This is a genomic window from Microbacterium sp. Y355, from assembly GCF_059445345.1.
The window spans coordinates 1,881,990-1,899,158 of record NZ_JCAIUD010000001.1; the positions used below are offsets into that span (position 1 = coordinate 1,881,990).

Consider the following 17,169-nt stretch of genomic DNA (forward strand, 5'->3'; position numbering starts at 1 on the left):
CGTTGCATTCGTTACCACGCCGTTATACAGTTATCGCACGGTGAATGTTTGCTGTGGCATACACCGCATGTGATTGCAGGACACTCTTGGTGCAAGGGACAAGGGCCGGTCGGGAGCCTCTCCGACCGGCCCTTCACCATTCCGTTACTCTGTTGTTATGACAGACCGTAAGCTCGCGCTCGAAGCGTGGGAAGGCCTGTTCCGCGCGCAGCATGAACTCTTCGCCGCGATGGCGGCAGACTTCGAGAACACTCCGATCACGCAGGCCGAGTACGACGTACTCCTCACCGTCACGCGTGCACCGGAGATGACCACTCGCCTGCGCGACGTGACAGCGAACATGCTCATCAGCCAGCCCAGCGTCTCGCGCCTCGTCGATCGAATGGTCGCGAGGGACCTGATCGCCAAATGTCCCGATCCGGAAGACGGACGCGGTGCACTGCTCAGAGCGACGGATGCCGGCGCTCGGGCCTTCCGCGAAGTGGCATTGGTACATGGCCGCTCGATCGCGAAGCAGATGTCACGCCTCAATGACGGCGAACTGCGCACGCTCCGGGAGCTGACCGAAAAGCTCCGCGAGGTCTGACCGAAGTATCCACAGCCCCGTTGTTCGTCGGCCATGTCTGGCATAGTCGACTCTGTGTAGTTTCCGCGAAAGCGGACCACAGGGAGGGTACATACATGGAGATCGCAGGAGCCTTCGGCATCCTAATTTTCGTCGGCATCGGTGTCGTCGTCCTGATCGTGGTCGGTCTGATCACACTGCTGCTCGCACGCAGCTGGATCAAGGTGGCGCGCGCAGATGAGGCGCTGGTCATCTCGGGCCGCAAGCAGAAGGTGCAACGCGCGATCGTCTCGGCGGATGGCACCAGCAGCTCCGAGACCATCGACTCGCCCGTTACGGTCATCGTGAACGGCAAGTCGCTCGTCAACCCGATCACGCAGCGCCACGAGATCATCTCGCTGCGCTCGCGCCAGGTTTCATTGAACGCCGAGGCGCAGTCGCTGGACAGCGTGACTCTGAACGTCGATGGCGTCGCGATCGTGAAGATCGGCTCCGATCCGCTCTACGTGCGCCGGGCCGCAGAGCGTTTCGCCTCGCAGGATGCCGCCATCGAGCAGTTCACCACCGAGCAGCTCGAAGGTGCTCTCCGCGGTATCGTCGCCACACTCTCCGTCGTCGAGCTCATGCGCGATCGCAAGAAGTTCTCCGACCAGATCGCTGCTGACGTTTCACAGGATCTCGCCGAGCAGGGTCTGATCCTCGACTCGTTCCAGATCAAGGGCATCACCGACGCCGTCGGCTACATCCGGTCGCTCGGTGCGCCGGAGATCCAGTCGAAGCGCCAGTCGGCCGAGATCTCGCAGACCAACGCCGATCGTGCGATCAACCAGAAGGTCATCACCAACCAGGAATCGAACCTGGTCGAGCAGACCGCCCTCGACACGAACACCGCCAACTCGAACGCCGGTATCGGCCGTGCCCGTGCTGAGGCAGAGCAGGCAGAGCACCTCGCCCGTGCCCAGGCCGAGCAGGCAGTTCTCCAGCAGCAGGCAGAGAACCGCCAGGCGCAGCTGGATGCCGACGTCAAGCGTGTCGCGGATGCACAGCGATACGAGGCCGAGACCCGCGCTCAGGCTGAGCTCTACACTCGCGAGAAGGCGGCCGAGGCCGGAGCGATCGAAGAGGTCAAGCGGGCAGAGGCACGCACCCGCATCGCCGAACAGCAGGCAGAGGCTGACAAGGCCCGCGCGGCCGGTGAAGCCCACGCCGCAGAAGCCAAGGCAACCGGTGAAGCAAACGCACTCCGTGCTCTCGCCGAGGCCGAGTCCGAGGCCCGCCGCCTTCGTGCCAACGCAGAAGCCGACGCCATTCGTGCGGAGGGTGACGCGCGAGCATCCGCCCTCGAAGCAGAGGCAAAGGCCATCGCGTCGAACCAGGAAGCATTCCTCTCACAGCGCGTGCTTGACGTCTTGCCGGACATCATGAGCGAGTTCGCCAAGGGCTACGCCACGATCGGCAGTGTCTCGATCATTGGCGGCTCCGGCGAAGACGGCGCCTCCAGCGTCGTCGGTGCTGACAGCGCGAAGGCGTTAAAGTCAGTGTTCGACAGTGTGAGCTCGGCCACCGGGCTCGACCTCGCCGCGATCATCCAGGGCCAGGCCGTCGGCCGGGGTATCGGCACGGGCATCGCGGAGGCGCAGGCTCCTGCGCCTGCCACGGCACCCAAGCGCGCCAAGGCGAAGGCTCCTGAGTCCGAAGCAACTCCCCCGGCTCCGCCCGCTGTAATCTGAGATTCAGACCAGAATGCCCCGCCGCGGATCTCTTGAGATCCACGGCGGGGCATTTTTAGGTCTCAGCCGGCTGCGAGTCACTGCGTTCGGTCTGCGCGTTGTTGCGTTCGGCGCCGCGGCGTTAGCGGTGCCGCAGCGTTATTGCGTTCGGCGCCGCAGCGTCAGCGGCGCCAACACGAGGAAGCCGACCGCGAACGCCGCCACGATCAGCAACGGACCCCCGACGTCCCATCCCTCATCCCCTGCAGCCACCGCCTGAATCGCGTCGATCGCATGACTGAGCGGCAACCAGTCCGAGATCGCATACAGCACGTCGGGCATCTGATCCCGCGGCATGAACAGCCCGCCGAGGATGATCTGAGGGAACACCAGCAGCGGCATGAACTGCACTGCCTGGAACTCCGTCTGCGCGAAAGCGCTGGCCAGTAGTCCCAGGGCTGTGCCGAGCACGGCGTCCACCACTGCCACCGAACCCAGCTGCCAGATTGGGCCGTCGACCCCCAAGCCGCAGACGTAGACGGCAAAGGCCACCGTGATCACCGCTTGCACGATAGCCATCAGCCCGAACGCGAGGGCGTAGCCGAGGATGAAGTCGGCTTTGCCGAGGGGCGTGGTCATCAACCGTTCGAGGGTTCCTGACCGTCGCTCACGCAGCGTCGTGATCGAGGTGATCAGGAACATCACGATGAACGGGAACAGCGCCAGGATCGCTCCGCCGAACTGGTCGAAGACTCCTTCCTGATCGGCGAACAGCCAGGCGAACAGCCCGACCAGCAGGCTCGGGGCGATGAGCATCAGCGCGATCGAGCGCGGATCGTGGCGCAGTTGGCTGAGCACGCGACCAGCGGTGGCGAGAGTACGGCGGAAGTTCATCGCTCCCCCTCCCGGCGCGAGCGACGCGTCTCAGGATGCGCTGAAACACTGCTGTGCTCGTCCGCTGTGTCGCGTTCGCCTGTGGTGTCGCGTTCGATCAACACAAGGAAGGCTGCCTCGGCATCCATCTCACCCGTCGTCTCGAGGAGGCCCTGCGGAGTCGTGTCGGCGATGATTCGCCCCTCGCGCATGAGTAGCAGCCGGTCGCAACGCAGGGCCTCATCCATGACGTGGCTCGACACGAGCATCGTGGTGCCAGCATCGGCGATGCGACGAAATAATGCCCAGAGTTCGGCGCGCAGCACCGGATCAAGGCCCACCGTCGGCTCGTCGAGAACGACCAGTTCAGGAGAGCCCAGCAGCGCAACCGCCAATGACACCCGGTTCAGTTGGCCGCCGCTGAGAGCAGCAACGGACTGTTGCGCATGGTCGTTGAGGCCCACCTCGGCGATCACGCGATCGACATCAGTGCGCGGAGCGCCGAGCACGGATGCAAAGTACCGGAGATTTTCGCGCACGCTGAGGTCGGTGTACACAGCCGCGCCCTGCGTGCCGTAGGAGACTCGACGACGGAGGCCAGGAGATCCAGCGGCCTCGCCGAGCACAGTCACTGATCCGCCTTGCGTGCGCTGCACGCCGACGATCGTGCGCATCAGAGTCGTCTTGCCGCACCCGGACGGACCGAGAAGCCCGATCACCTCGCCCTTCGGGATGCGCAGCGACAGTCCATCGAACACGCCGCGCTTCCCACGGCGGACGCGCAGATCTTCGATCACCACGGCATCGTGATCTGTCGCGCGCGGATTAATCGTCATGTGATGAATTATCGACCTACCGCGGCCGCGGGGCCAGACCTATTGTTCTGCACAGGTTTGGCGTTTTGTGGAGTTCTCCACCGTTTGTGAATGGCTTCTGATCTGGGGTTTATTCGGTGGATGAATGTCTGTGGCCTGCGGTTGAATGGAGGTATGACATCGCTTGTGCAGGAGTTGGAGAGCATCGATCGGCAGTTGGCCGATGCGATGTCTGCTTCTGCGGCACGTGGCGGGGTGCGGTTTGCCGGCGATGGTGATCTGTTAGGTATCGTTCAGGCGCTCGGCAGTATTCAACGGCGGGTGGATGGTGCGATCGTTGAAGCGACAGACCGTGTGGTGGAGCGGGATCAGTGCGAACGTGACGCCCGGTTGACGACACAACTCGGATGCCGGGACGCTGCCGAACTCCTGCGACGCACACTGCTGGTGGATGGGCATGCGGCGAGGCGATACGTCTCGGCGGTGTCGGCGGTGCACCGGGATCTGGACATCACCTCGGGCGAGTTGCTGCCGGGGGCGTTCCCGGAGTTGTCGGCCGCGCTGGCCGATGGGGTGATGTCGTTGAGTGGGTTCCTGGCCTGCACAACACCGTTGCTGAAGGCCAGGCGCCTCGGGGCGGCGGATCGGTTGGCGGCAGATGCCGTGCTCGCACGCTTCGCGCGCGGGCTGGCGTTGGATGGGGTGGATGCCGCCAATGATGTGGCGACTGACGGCGCCGATGATGAGCGGGCACCCGCTCCCACAACCGATGAGCTGGCCGGGTTGACCGCGCACATCATCGACCGGCTCGACCCGGACGGTGCGGAGCCGAAAGACCGGGCAGGCAAGCGCCGCCGGTTCTTCACGATCGGACGGCTCCGCGACGGGTCCGTTCCTGTGCGCGGTGAGCTCCTCCCCGAGGTCGCAGCCCAGTTACAGAAACTCTTCGACAGTCTGATGAACCCCAAAGTCGACGACGAGACCAGTGCGGGAGGCACGGTACGATTCCGGCCCTCTGACGACGGTGACGGTGACGGCGACGACGACGACGGGGGTTCCGACAACGCTGGTTCCGACAACGAAGACAACGATGCCAGCGAGGCCTGCGCCGACGACGGCGACATCGGCGACGATTCCGACGATGCCAGTGCCGGCGATGACCGCGACGACGACGACGGTTCCGACGACAATAGCGCCGACAGTGACAGTGCAGACGATGACAGTGCCGACGGCGACGGTTCCACTGCCGACCGTGACCGCTTCGCCGCCAAGTACAGCACGGCACCCGGCACCGCGCCCGCGAGTGAGAGTGATGGTCTCTCTGGCCGTGCCGACGGTCTCCCGGACCACAAAGCCGCCTCGCCCCCACAACACGCCGCGGATCTGCGGACGCATGCGCAGAAACGGCACGACGCGTTCGCGAGCATCATCATGGTCGCAGCGGCATCCGATGGCATGCCCACGTTGGGCGGTGCCGCACCAACCCTCGTCGTCTCAGTCAACGCCGACGACTACACCCACCGCACCGGCCGGGCCACGGTCGAGGGCGCCGGATACGACGTGCCCCTCGGGGCCGCCGACCACGCCGCATGCGCAGGCGGCATCGAACGCGTGCTATTCGATGAACACGGTGCGATCGTGGGAATCAGCACCACCGCGCGAATCTTCAACGCCCGCCAACGCCGGGCGATCGTGCTCCGCGACCGACAATGCCTCATCCCCGGGTGCGACATCCGTGCAGAATGGTGCGAAATCCACCACGTGACCGAACACGCCCTCGGCGGACCCACCCACACCAGCAACGGGGTACCCCTGTGCTGGCACCACCACCGCACCCTCGACGAAAACATCTGGCTCATCCGCATGCGCAACGGCATGCCCGAAATCCGCGGCCCCCACTGGTGGGACCCCTACGCCCGCTGGCGATCACCACACCACAACTACACCGCCGTCGACGAAGCCATTGACACCGAGAAAGACCGAGCCTGGGCGACATGGTGAATGCAGCATCTCGATGCGCTCGGATGTCGACGACCTCAGCACTCGCGTCGTCGCACCGTCCTGGCCCCACGCGAGGCCCCGACGTCGCTACTGCGACCAGACGGCCACCGCCTCGTTTCCGATCCCTAAAGCGCGCAGCGAGACTGACCTGCACGCGCCACGCACCCCGCACGCCGCACGCCGCACCCCGCGCGCGCACCGAAACTGACCTGCGCGCGCACGCGCCTCGAACGCTGAGAGACTGGAGGGGTGACCAGCGCCCCGTTCGACCCGTCGAGGATCGGTCGCGGGCTCGCGTTCGCCTCCGCCGTCGATGATCTGCGCGCCGCGCTCGACCGGAGCGCATCCGTAGTCATCAGCGCGCCACCAGGTACGGGCAAGACCACGCTCGTCCCGCCGATCGTCGCCGATCGTGTCCCTGGCCGAGTCATCGTGACTCAGCCACGACGGGTCGCCGCCCGCGCCGCCGCTCGACGACTCGCGCAACTGGACGGATCGCCCCTTGGCTCCCGCGTCGGGTTCACCGTACGCGGCGAGCGCCACGTGGAACCCTCCGCCCGAATTGAGTTCGTGACCGCCGGAGTGCTGCTGCGCCGTCTGCTCGATGACCCAGGACTCGAAGGAATCGGCGCAGTCATCATCGACGAGGTGCACGAGCGCGCTTTGGAGACGGATCTGCTGATCGGACTGCTCGGCGAGGTTCGGGAACTACGCGAAGACCTCGTCCTCGTCGCGATGTCTGCGACTCTTGACGCCGATCGGTTCGCGACGGTCCTCGGTACGGATGCGTCGCCTGCCCCAATCGTGAATCAGACGGTTCCCGCGCATCCACTCGACGTGCGCTGGGCACCGAGCCCCACCCCGCGACTGGACGAGCGCGGGGTGACCTGGGCCTTCCTCGACCACGTCGCGAGCACGGCGGTTGCCGCGCACCGCGATCTGGTGCGCAGCAACCCGACCGCCGACGCCCTCGTCTTTGCGCCCGGAGCGCGCGAGGTTTCCGAGATCGCCAGACGCATCCGAAGTCTCGCCGCGGAGTTCGACGTCCGCGAACTGCACGGCCAAATCCCCGCCGCCGAGCAGGATGCCGTGATCAGCGGGAGAACCCCCGATCAGCCAGCCCGAATCATCGTCACGACGTCACTCGCCGAATCCTCGCTGACCGTCCCCGGCGTTCGCCTCGTCGTCGATACGTGCCTGTCTCGTGCACCGCAACGCGATGCGGCGCGAGGGATGAGTGGTCTTGTCACTGGGCCTGTATCCCGCGCATCCGCTATCCAGCGCGCCGGGCGCGCCACCCGACAGGGACCGGGCATCGTGGTCCGATGCGTCGACGAGCGGACGTACGCTGCGGCACCCGCGCGCCCTGCCCCCGAGATCCAAGCGACGGATCTCACCGATGCTGCCCTGCTCCTCGCCTGCTGGGGTGCACCAGGCGGCGCAGGGCTCCGGCTGGTTGATCCGCTTCCCGCCGACAGCCTGCGTGACGCCCTCGCCGTGCTGCACGGACTCGGCGCGATCTCCACTGATGGACGGGCCACCGCAGAGGGCCGGCAGCTCGCCCGCATTCCGACTGATCCGCGTCTTGCCCGCGCGCTTCGCGACGGGAGTGTGCTGGTCGGCGGGCGCATGGCGGCCGAGGTCGTCGCGCTGATCGGTGGTGAGCTCCGTATCGCGGACGGAGATGTCACGGCCACACTCATCGCGCTAAGAAACGGACGAAGCCCCGACACCCGCCGCTGGGAGCAGGAGGTCCGGCGCCTCGAACGCTTCACTTCCACTGACAGCAAGAACAGCAGGAACAGCAAGACCGGCGCAGAGCGCGGGGGCGCCGATCAGGTCGGACTTCTGATCGCACTCGCCTTCCCCGAGCGGATCGCCCGCCGCGTCGACCACTCGGCGCACGGTGCCACCTTCCTCCTCGCGTCCGGAACCCGTGCGGGGATCGCAGGTCCGCTCGCAGGTGTCGAGTGGCTGGCGGTGGCCGATGTCACGCGCGCTCAGGGTCGGGCTGCCGCAGGAACCGGAGCGATCATCCGCTCCGCTGCCGCCATCTCGGAGAGCCAGGCAGAGCAGGCAGCGACACATCTGATCACCGACCGGATCGAAGCGCAGTTCGTGAATGGTCGCGTCCAGGCGCGTCGCGAGCGCCGGCTCGGCGCGATCGTCCGCTCGTCCGTCCCCGTGCGCGTTCAGGCGGGTGAAGGCGGCCGAGATGCCGCTCGCCGTGCCGTCGAGGAACAAGGCCTCGGGGTGTTCACGTGGTCAGAGGCCGCAGATAGCCTGCGGCGGCGCATCGCTCTGCTGCATCGCGAGCTCGGGTCCCCCTGGCCGGATGTCTCCGATGCTGCACTCCTCGGCACCCTCGATTCCTGGCTCGGCCCTGAGCTCTCGAACCTCGCCACCGGCATCCCCGCCGCGCGCATCGACCTGACCTCGGCGCTCCGGCGCGTGCTTCCCTGGCCTGCCGCAGCCGACTTCGACGCACTGGTTCCCGAACGCTTCGAGGTACCCAGCGGATCACGCGTCCGTCTTACCTACCCGCCTGTCGATGACCCGACGGCGCGGCCTGTCGTGGCAGTGAAACTGCAGGAGTGCTTCGGTTGGGCAGAAACTCCGCGTCTCGTCAGGGGCCGCGTGCCGGTGCTGTTCCATCTGCTCTCCCCCGGCGGACACCCCCTTGCGGTGACCGACGACCTCGCATCGTTCTGGGCTGGTCCATACGCGCAGGTGCGCGCAGAGATGCGCGGCCGATATCCGAAGCATCCATGGCCCGAGGACCCCTGGTCCACGGCGCCCACCCGGCACACCACGCGTCGCGCTGCGCAGCAGTGAGCGGCGCAGCGCGACCACCGCGCGCCGTGTCATTTAATCGAGCAGATGACGGAGATAGCGCTCCGGAGACTCCAGGTACGAGCGCCAGTGGTTCACTATCTCGAGATCGTGCCAGTCGACAGGGCGGATGCCCCAGTCGCCGACCTCCAGTATCCGCGCGCCGGGAAGAGCAGCGAGGACCGGTGAGTGAGTCGCGCACAGTACTTGGCCGCCATCGTCGACGATTCGTCGAAGCACGGCAATGAGTGACAGCGTCGATCCGAACGACAGGGCCGCCTCTGGCTCGTCAAGGCAGTAGAACCCTGGCTCATCGAATCGACTCTCCAAGAGCGCGAGGAACGATTCTCCGTGGCTCATCTCGTGAAAGGCGACGTCCGGCGACGTCATCGAGGGATTCTCCTCCAGATATGTGTAGAACGAGTGCATCGTCTCGGCGCGCAAAAAGAAGCCCCATCTGCTGGCGCCGACGCCGCGCTGGAGGCGGAGCCAGTCCGACAGCGGCGATTCGGTCGAACGAGTACTGTGCTGCGCCTGGCGGGATCCGCCCTCGGGCGAAAGACCGTATGCAAGCGCCACTCCCTCCACAATGGTGGATTTCCCGCTTCCGTTCTCACCGACGAGGAACGTGATGCCAGGATCGAGGTCGATCCCGTCTCGCAGCACCTGGGCAACAGCCGGAATGTTCGTCGGCCAGCGACCGCCGGGCGTCGGCGCGTCCTCAGTCGGTATGACAGCGACCACCGGCTGCTGACGTCGGCGACGACTATTGGGGTCCCAGAACGAATCCATCCCGCTCAGCACTCGATGACGTTGACCGCGAGACCGCCCTCGCTGGTCTCCTTGTACTTCGTAGACATGTCGAGTCCGGTCTGCCGCATCGTCTCGACGACGGCATCCAGCGAGACATAGTGATGTCCGTCGCCGCGCAGGGCAAGGCGCGAAGCGGTCACTGCAGTGGATGCCGCAATAGCGTTGCGTTCGATGCAGGGAATTTGCACGAGCCCGCCGATCGGGTCGCAGGTGAGACCCAGGTGGTGCTCCATCGCGATCTCCGCGGCATTCTCGATCTGCCGGTTGGTGCCGCCCATCACCGCGGTCAGCCCGGCTGCGGCCATCGCGCACGCGGAACCAACCTCGGCCTGGCATCCGCCTTCCGCACCAGAAATCGACGCGTTTGCCTTGAAAAGCGATCCGAGTGCGGTGGCGGTGAGCAAGAATCGACGGATGCCACGGCGACGGTTCGCCTCGGCGACCACCTCGCCATCGGCATCCTGTATGTCCGCTATCTCGCCACCGAACCCGAGCAGCGCACTGCCGACGAGCTCGCCGTACGGCGTGACGGCATTGCCCGCCCCGAGTCCTGAGTCAGCGAGGAATCGCCACCAGTACATCGCGACAGCGGGAAGGATGCCTGCAGCACCGTTGGTCGGCGCGGTGACGACTCGTCCCCCAGCAGCGTTCTCCTCATTGACGGCGAGCGCAAAGGCACCAAGCCACTCGCCAGGGATCTCCCGCGCACCGTCGGCTTCAGCAGATTCCAACTGCTCGCGAATCGCGCCGGCGCGACGCTTGACCTTGAGGATGCCCGGCAGCACGCCATCCGCGTGCAGACCGGCGTCGACACACGACGCCATCGCATCCCAGATCGCATCGAGACCGGCCGCGACTTCGTCTTCAGAGCGAAGTGCCATCTCGTTGCGGCGAGCGATTTCGGCAATCGAGAGTCCATACTCGTCACACAGCTCCAGCAGCGATGCGGCGTCGGGGTACGCGAAAGGGAACCCGTGCGCGGCGATCTGAACGTCCTCGCCTTCCCGTCGAATGAATCCCCCACCGATCGAGTAGTAGGTCTCCTCTGCGAGCGCAGCGCCATCGCCAGAAAGGGCCGTGAGCGTCATCGCGTTCGGATGCCCCGGCAACCGTGTGCGCGGCGCGAACTGGATGTCGTCCTTCGCGAACGCGACCTCGTGAATGCCGTCGACGAGCAGCACTGCTCCATCGGGGAAGTTCGTCCAGGCGGCACGCACTTCTGCGGGTTCACACGTCTCCGGGGCGAGTCCGCGCAGACCTGCCAAGACAGCATCCGGTGTGCCGTGTCCGATACCGGTCGCTCCGAGCGAGCCATAAAGCGTGCACGTCACTCGTGCCACATCGGCAAGTGCGCCGCTGGCGCTCAGCCGTCGGGCGAAGTCCCGTGCTGCGCGCATCGGCCCCACGGTATGGGAGCTGGAAGGCCCCACCCCGATGGAGAAGAAGTCGAATGCCGAGACGTACGCTGTCACGACTCCCAGGCTACGCCGTGGAAGCGTGCTCGAGCGCCGTTCTGCGACAGACTGGTGGCGTGACCATCGACGCGCCGCGCTATCGCGATGTCGCGAACCGTCTCGCACAGCGGATCGCCGACGGAGAGTTCCCTGTCGGATCCATGCTGCCGGGCGAACAGGCCCTGGCTAGCGAACATGGCGTCGCGCGCGGCACCGTGCGCAGCGCTCTGGCTCAGCTTGCCCGGCGCGGCACCGTCTCCTCACGTCCCGGCGCCGGGTGGATAGTGCAGTCGTCGGCGCACACGCAGGGCCTCGCCGCGTTCGGATCCTTCGCCCAATGGGCAAAGAACCGCGGTCTCACACCGGGTGGACTGGCCGTCCAGGAGCAGGAGTCGCAAGCGACTGCAGATGAGGCACGGATGCTGCGGATCGCGCAGGGGTCTCTCGTGCTGCGATTCACCCGACTGCGCAGTCTCGACGGGCACGTGGTGATGGTCGAGCGGCCCGTGTATCCGGCGTGGCTCGCTGCCGCGCTACGCGGGCTGCCCGTCGACACGCCCTCCCACGCCGCGGTGCTCGAGGCTGCTGGCCACGGCGAAGTATTCGGGTCGCACCGGATCGACGCTGTCGCCGCCTCAAGTGAGGATGCACGTCTGCTCGGTGTGCGCCGGTCAAGCCCGCTGCTGCGCGTGCGGCGACAGGCCTTCGCGCGCGACGGGCGCCCGCTCGACCTCACCGAAGACCGCTATCTGCCCGACGCCGTGTCCTTCGAGGCCTCGTCAACGTCGGATACCCAGCCCGGAGGATGGACCCGCACCCTCTCCTGACGCTGACGCTGACGCAGACGCAGATCCTGATGACGGCAGCTGGACAGCTGTGCACAGCCGTCCCTGCCATTTCGGCGGATACCGGCCGGTTTCGCACCCCGTTGGCGAGGTGTTCATCGAACGTTCGAAGACGGTGCTGAGACTCGAGGCAACGCCACCCCGGCGCCCTCCGAAAGGATCACGATGCCTCCCCTCAAACGCTCCCGCCCGCATCTGCGGCGCGCGATCGTCGTTGCCACGACGATCGGCCTCATCGCCGCTCCCGCCGTCCCCGCAGTCGCCGCCGACAGTTTCGGCCTCACTGTCCCCTCCGCTGTCGACGCTCAGGCCGGATCGACCTTGACAGCCGAAGGTGTCGACCTTCTCGAAGGCGCCCCGGTGGTCCTCTCCTGGACGACCGATGTGCCTCACGACACGAACTGGATCGGTGTCTACCCGAAGGGTGTCAAGCCCGGCTCCACCGCATCGACTCAGTGGGCGTACACAGCAGCCGAGTCAGGCACGGTGACCTTCTCCGGACTCCACGCCGGCGTCTGGGAAATCTATCTGCTCGCGCAGGATGGATACGGCGTGCTGGATGGCCCCGTATCCGTGACGATCGCCGGTGATCCGGACCGTCCTATGCCGGGAGACGCGAACGCCGCCGTCGAGATCGATCCGATCGTCACGGACAACGACACCGACGAGGTCATCGCACGTGAGGCCTTCGGCACTGACGGGGCCGACCAGTGGAGCATGAGCTTCGATGAGGCCATGACCGACCAGGGCACGGACGACTACCGCGGCTGGCAGTTCACCAGTCGCGACGAATGGACCGACGAGGTCGACGAGATGCGCAAGCGCTTCGGCCGTGCGCACGACACGATCGTTGTGGCCGACGCGCAGCAGTTCGGGGACCTGCCGTTCAACACGACCCTCACCGGCGCTCCCATCTCTGTCGAGGGCCTGGGTGCGGTGCGCCTCACCTTCGACAGCCACTATCGCGGCGCTGCGGGACAGTCCGGCACCGTCGGGGTGAGCTTCGACGGCGGCGATCAGGCCGAGATCCTACGGCTCGATTCTGCGTCCGTCGCCGACGGCTACGACGCGCGTCAGCTGAACTACGCACAGGATGTCACTGTGGATGTTCCGGCTGGAGCCGAGAATGCCGTCTTCACCTGGAACCTGTCCGGCGGAGCCGACGCTCGATACTGGGCGATCGACTCTGTCACCGTGCACGAGTCGCTTGCCGCTCCGACGGGCGACCCCACCAGCGCTTGGGTGATGAGTGATATCCAGGGCCACCCGCAGGATCTGCAGCACGCTCTCGGCGACTATGCAGAGCTCCTGCCAGGGGCCGACGGCATGCTGATGGTCGGCGACATCGTGAACAGCGGTTCAGACGCGGACTGGGACGAAATCTACGATGTGATGGATGCCACGACCGACATCCGCCCACGTCAGACCATCGCGTCGATGGGCAACCACGAGCGCTACGCCGATGGTGGTTTTGGTGCGAACACCAACCGATTCCTCACCTTCGCGGAGCGCGACCGAGTGTGGGACGAGTATGTGATCGAAGGGCCTTCCGGCGACCTGCCCGTGATCGTTCTTGGCCAGGAGTTCGCCAGCCCCACGGACGTCGCCATGAGTGATGCTCAGGTGGAGTTCCTCGAGGAGCGTCTCGCGCACTGGACCGCGCTCGACAAGCAGGTCGTCGTGATGACCCACTTCCCGCTCGGCGACACAGTCTCCGCGTCGTGGATCCCCTGGTACCACGGTCACCACCAGATGAATGATCGACTCACCAGCATCCTCGGCAACTACCCGAACGCCATCGTGTTCTCGGGGCACACGCACTACCCCGCCGAGCTCGGCGACTGGGCCGTGCAGCGCCGTACCGCAGATGGGCACGCCGACGGGTTCTGGGCCGTGAACACCATCGCGATGCACGTGGAATGGGATGCACGCGGAGAGAACACCGCCGGCATCGACGAGATCGTGACGCGCGACATCAACCAGGGACTCACGCTCGAAGCCTATGGCGACCGGGTCGTGGTGAAGGCTTATGACTTCGCGGGCGACACGTGGCTGCGCGAGGCTGTGATCCCCAACCCGCTCGTCGCGAGCACGACCGTGGAAGGCATCGTGGCTGGCACTCCGAAGATCGTCTCCACGCACCACCTCGGCATCAAGCCGGGTGCGAAGCTCACGGTCGAAGAGGGCGACTGGACCGATGGCACAGAGTTCTCCTACCAGTGGCTCGCCGACGGCGAGCCGATCGACGGCGCCACGACCGAGCGGTTCCACCTGGTCGGCAAGTGGAAGGGCCAGGACATCACTGTTCAGGTAACCGGCACCGTTCAGGGACTCGCTCCGGCGACCAACGAATCCGAGCCGATCCGCATCGACTGACATTCCCACAGTGCCCCGCCCTTCCTGAGGGCGGGGCACTGCCGTACCACCACAGGAGTTCGAATGCTTCACCCCCGCACACACGCCCGTCGCCTGCCCGCCGCAGTCCTGTGGGACATGGACGGCACCATCGTCGACACCGAAGGCCACTGGATCACCGCGGCCGAGCGGATGCTGGCGGCGGAGGACATCGTCGCACCTCAACGTGCGCTCGACGGGCTGATCGGACTCGCGCTGCCCGATGGGGCGCGTGTAATCCGCGAACTCGGAGCGTCGGGTTCACCTGAGTCGATCGTCGAGCGCTGGCTCGATCTGGCGTTGGTGTGCACCCGCGCCGAGGGAATCGAATGGCGTCCAGGTGCGCGGAGCCTATTGAGTGAGCTCAAGGCTGCCAATGTGCGGCTCGCGCTGGTCACGATGTCATACCGCCGCTACGCGGAAGAGATCCTCAGCGCCCTCCCGTCCGGGTTGTTCGACACGATCGTCACCGGTGACGATGTGTCGCGGGGCAAGCCGTTCCCTGACGCTTATCTTCGCGCCGCCGAGCTGCTGGGGGTCGATCCCGCGGATTGCATCGCGATCGAAGACTCTCCGGTCGGCCTTGCCGCCGCGCGTGCCGCCGGTGTGGTGACGGTCGGCGTGCCGCATCATTTGCCGCTCGCCGATGACAGCGCCGACGTGCTCTGGCCGACGCTGAGAGGGCGCGGCGCGCAGGATCTCCGCCTGCCTCTGCGCCCTGCAGCGGGCAGCGGGGACGACAAAACCCCCGCCGCTTTCGCGACGGGGGTTTCACACTCTGTGCGCCCGAAGGGACTCGAACCCCTAACCTTCTGATCCGTAGTCATCGGCTTCTTTGCCGGAATCCTTGTATTTCCGCGAGTATTGACGCGTGGTGCACACATAGGTGCACACATTGCGCGGGCGGGTGCGATGAGCCAAACTCGCCGACCTACCGTGGATTTGAACCCATGTCACGGCCCAGCCTGGGCGGGACCAAAGCCCCCTGGATACGCCCCGATGCTCACCGCCCTAACTCGTGATCCCGACAGCGCGGTGGCAGCTCACGCCGCTGGAGCACTGGCCAAACGCGCTGCGGTCAACGACGACGTGTCTCCTGCGTACCTCTCCTCGCTAGTCCAGCTGATCACACAAACGGGCGAGGCTTTCCCGTTTGCGGTGCTTCCGGAGTCGCTGCAGCCACCGACCGCACAAGCGCCGGCGCTCGATGCGCTCGATGCGCTCGATGCGCTCGATGCGCTCGATGCGCTCGATGATCACGCTTCACCACATGTCAGAAGCGGCGCCGATCAGGTTCGGGCACGACCCGTCTGATGGGAGGCGGCGTGGCAGGAGCAGAGATCCTGGCCTGGAAGTGGCAGCCTGCTGGGGCTCTCACCGATAATGCATGATGTGGCATGTTGCCTCGTCTTGAGGACATATCGTGAGTAAACGCAGCAGAAGGAGCATGCCGATGGCGTTGTCAGACACGGACGGGGCGGTCGCTTGGCTGGACAACTTCCGCCCCGAGGATCGTGCGCTCGCCAAGCGGCTACTGGATGTTTTTGTGCTAGATGCGTGGACCTCTGCACGCGCCTCGCTCCTGGAACTGATCAGAAGCGAGATCGACGCGGTACGAAGCACGGGGCCCGCATGGGTGCTACCAGCGATGGACTCCGGCGACATCCGGAAAGCAAACAAGCTACCAATACAAGAATCACTGACCGCGTTCGAGAACTTCGAACCCGGAATGGGTATTCCGTCGATGCCTGGAAGTGAAGGACTCATCGGCCACCTGCTTCGCGACGTCCAAGACAACGGCGTCTTCCCGCCGACCGCCCAGATTTCAGAGCTTCGCGAGAATCGGGTGCGAACAATCATCGTCGTTTCCGACACGATCGAGACCGGCGGTCAGGTCGCCAAGTATGTGAAGTCGCTGTTGCGCAACCCATCATTGAAGAGCTGGCACTCGTTTCGTTGGATACGGGTCGTGGTCCTGGCGTTCGCCGTGTCGGCCGACGGCGAGCGGAAAATCAACTCCCTCCCCGAGGTTGATTCCCTGCGCTTCGTTCGCCACGCACCCACGATCACGGGCTTGCCCTGGACTAGGGGAGAGATCGCTGCGGCGATTGAACTCTGTCTCCACTATGGGCGTGGCAGCCATCGCCTCGGATACGGGAACCATACCGGGCTGTTCGGCTTCCAGGATCGCGTGCCCAATACCATTCCCAAGATTTTCCGCCAGCACGGCACCGACTGGGCACCCTTGTTCACCGGAAAAGGCGGTCGGAACGTCCCAAGCGGCATGGTGCATGAACTTGCGAGTGGCTCGAACATCCCCACTGCTCACGACGAGATCATTCGCGCTGTACGTCAGGAGCGGCTTGCTGTGAGTGTTGGCAAACAGCAACGGGAGAGCCATCGCGACATACTCGCCACACTCGCGCTTCTGCGCGTCTCGCCAAGACGCGCCAACCTCATCGGCGTCGCCCTGAGCATGACCCAAACCGAGGTCGAGACAATGCTGTCATACATGCTTACCCAAGGCTGGCTCGACCTCGATAACAAGGTCACTGAGAGCGGCGTTGCCGAACTCGCCGCCGGCAAGAGGAAGCCCCGGCGCGTCGAGCCGCGGCAGACAAGGGTGATCTCGGATCCCTACTATCCTGAGTCATTGAGGTGAGGAGATGGTAGCCGTTGGCCTAGAGATGAAGTCACAGCGTAGTTGTGACTCGTTGAGCGGAAACGCTCAATCGGTGCGGAAACGTACCGTGGTGCTCCGGGTAGCCGGTGCACCCGGACTAGCTCGCGCAACGCGTGCAAGCACGGACAGGCCGCCCTGCGTGTGCCTTCGGGCTCTTCCTGCCCGTGGATCCCTTCGGGATCTCC

The 17,169-nt window shown here is 65.5% G+C and carries 13 protein-coding genes; 9 read left to right on the top strand and 4 right to left on the bottom strand.

Annotated features, from left to right (window positions below):
- Positions 1-157 precede the first annotated feature (157 nt).
- Positions 158-586 carry a MarR family winged helix-turn-helix transcriptional regulator gene (locus AC1C2O_RS09115; RefSeq protein WP_495430113.1) on the top strand — a complete coding sequence of 143 codons (429 nt, stop codon included), beginning with the start codon at positions 158-160 and terminating at the stop codon, positions 584-586.
- A gap of 95 nt (positions 587-681) precedes the next feature.
- A complete protein-coding gene (locus AC1C2O_RS09120) occupies positions 682-2,295 on the top strand; it encodes an SPFH domain-containing protein (RefSeq protein WP_495430114.1) in 1,614 nt (537 codons plus the stop codon).
- A 138-nt stretch (positions 2,296-2,433) separates the two neighbouring features.
- On the opposite strand, the gene AC1C2O_RS09125 is transcribed toward AC1C2O_RS09120, so the two are convergent.
- Together AC1C2O_RS09125 and AC1C2O_RS09130 are read right to left on the bottom strand one after the other, a co-directional pair.
- The gene (locus AC1C2O_RS09125; protein ID WP_495430115.1) at positions 2,434-3,168 is read right to left on the bottom strand and encodes an ABC transporter permease; all 735 of its coding nucleotides are present in this window, start codon (positions 3,166-3,168) and stop codon (positions 2,434-2,436) included.
- The gene (locus tag AC1C2O_RS09130) at positions 3,165-3,983 is read right to left on the bottom strand and encodes an ABC transporter ATP-binding protein (protein ID WP_495430116.1); all 819 of its coding nucleotides are present in this window, start codon (positions 3,981-3,983) and stop codon (positions 3,165-3,167) included. The genes AC1C2O_RS09125 and AC1C2O_RS09130 overlap by 4 nt, the downstream gene beginning before the upstream one ends.
- Positions 3,984-4,136: 153 nt before the next feature.
- Here AC1C2O_RS09130 and AC1C2O_RS09135 point away from each other — a divergent pair, with 153 nt between their 5' ends.
- Both AC1C2O_RS09135 and hrpB read left to right on the top strand, forming a co-directional pair.
- Entirely contained in the window at positions 4,137-5,963 is a 1,827-nt protein-coding gene (locus tag AC1C2O_RS09135; protein WP_495430117.1) for an HNH endonuclease signature motif containing protein, read from the top strand.
- A gap of 249 nt (positions 5,964-6,212) precedes the next feature.
- Positions 6,213-8,798, top strand: a complete 2,586-nt coding sequence (gene hrpB / locus AC1C2O_RS09140; RefSeq protein ID WP_495430118.1) for an ATP-dependent helicase HrpB — start codon at positions 6,213-6,215, stop codon at positions 8,796-8,798.
- A gap of 33 nt (positions 8,799-8,831) precedes the next feature.
- On the opposite strand, the gene AC1C2O_RS09145 is transcribed toward hrpB, so the two are convergent.
- On the bottom strand, positions 8,832-9,587 hold the full coding sequence (locus AC1C2O_RS09145) for an AAA family ATPase (protein ID WP_495430119.1): 756 nt from the start codon (positions 9,585-9,587) through the stop codon (positions 8,832-8,834).
- Positions 9,588-9,592: 5 nt separating this feature from the next.
- Entirely contained in the window at positions 9,593-11,080 is a 1,488-nt protein-coding gene (locus tag AC1C2O_RS09150; RefSeq protein ID WP_495430120.1) for an L-serine ammonia-lyase, iron-sulfur-dependent, subunit alpha, read from the bottom strand.
- Positions 11,081-11,139: 59 nt separating this feature from the next.
- Here AC1C2O_RS09150 and AC1C2O_RS09155 point away from each other — a divergent pair, with 59 nt between their 5' ends.
- The 5 genes from AC1C2O_RS09155 (at position 11,140) to AC1C2O_RS09175 (ending at position 16,963) form a co-directional block, all read left to right on the top strand.
- Positions 11,140-11,889, top strand: coding sequence for a GntR family transcriptional regulator (locus AC1C2O_RS09155; protein WP_495430121.1), 750 nt, complete (start codon positions 11,140-11,142; stop codon positions 11,887-11,889).
- 183 nt (positions 11,890-12,072) lie between these two features.
- Entirely contained in the window at positions 12,073-14,283 is a 2,211-nt protein-coding gene (locus tag AC1C2O_RS09160; RefSeq protein WP_495430122.1) for a DUF4073 domain-containing protein, read from the top strand.
- A 63-nt stretch (positions 14,284-14,346) separates the two neighbouring features.
- Positions 14,347-15,117, top strand: a complete 771-nt coding sequence (locus AC1C2O_RS09165) for an HAD family hydrolase (RefSeq protein ID WP_495430123.1) — start codon at positions 14,347-14,349, stop codon at positions 15,115-15,117.
- A gap of 183 nt (positions 15,118-15,300) precedes the next feature.
- Complete coding sequence (locus tag AC1C2O_RS09170) at positions 15,301-15,615, top strand: hypothetical protein (protein WP_495430124.1); 315 nt, start codon at positions 15,301-15,303, stop codon at positions 15,613-15,615.
- A 139-nt stretch (positions 15,616-15,754) separates the two neighbouring features.
- Positions 15,755-16,963, top strand: coding sequence for a phosphoribosyltransferase-like protein (locus tag AC1C2O_RS09175; protein ID WP_495430125.1), 1,209 nt, complete (start codon positions 15,755-15,757; stop codon positions 16,961-16,963).
- Positions 16,964-17,169: the final 206 nt, after the last annotated feature.